General features: G+C 78.4%; 1 pseudogene. It reads left to right on the top strand.

From position 1 onward, the window contains the following. Positions 1 to 764, top strand: a pseudogene (locus DY245_RS32745) (primosome assembly protein PriA); the annotation flags it as partial.

Genomic DNA, 764 nt, shown 5'->3' with positions numbered 1-764 from the left:
GGTGCGTACGGTCGGCGACGGCGACGAGGCGCGGGACGCCGCCGCGCGCGCCGCCCGGCTGCCCACGATGGCCTGGCAGGTGGTGCGCGAGGGCCTCAAGCACGGACCGGTGCTCGTCCAGGTGCCGCGCCGCGGCTACGCGCCCCGGCTGGCGTGCGAGCGGTGCCGTACCCCCGCGCGTTGCCGGGCGTGTGCGGGCCCTCTGGAGTCGCAGGACGCGGGCGAGCTGGCCTGCGCATGGTGCGGACGGCCGGAGCCGGACTGGCACTGCTCCGAATGCGGCGGCGCGCGGCTGCGGGCGCAGATCGTGGGCGCGCGGCGGACGGCGGAGGAGCTGGGCCGGGCGTTCCCGGCGGTCCCGGTGCGTACGTCGGGGCGTGATCATGTACTGGCCACGGTGCCCGGCGCACCCGCGCTCGTGGTCAGCACGCCGGGTGCCGAACCGGTGGCCGAGGGCGGCGGGTATGCGGCCGCGCTGCTGCTGGACGGCTGGGCGCTGCTCGGACGGCCGGATCTGCGGGCCGGGGAGGAGGCGCTGCGCCGTTGGCTGGGCGCCGCCGCGCTGGTCCGCGGCCAGGCGGAGGGCGGCACCGTCGCGGTGATCGCGGAGCCGACGCTGCGGCCGGTGCAGGCGCTGGTGCGCTGGGATCCGGTCGGACATGCGGTCCGCGAGCTGGCCGAGCGCGCCGAGCTGGGCTTCCCCCCGGTCTCCCGGATGGCCTCCGTGGCCGGCCGCGCCGAGGACATCGCCGAGCTGCTCAAAG

The sequence above is a fragment of the Streptomyces inhibens genome, assembly GCF_003389455.1.
Lineage (GTDB): Bacteria > Actinomycetota > Actinomycetes > Streptomycetales > Streptomycetaceae > Streptomyces > Streptomyces inhibens.
The sequence above is the reverse complement of the archived record's forward strand: the minus strand, read 5'-3'. Positions and strand labels throughout refer to the sequence as shown.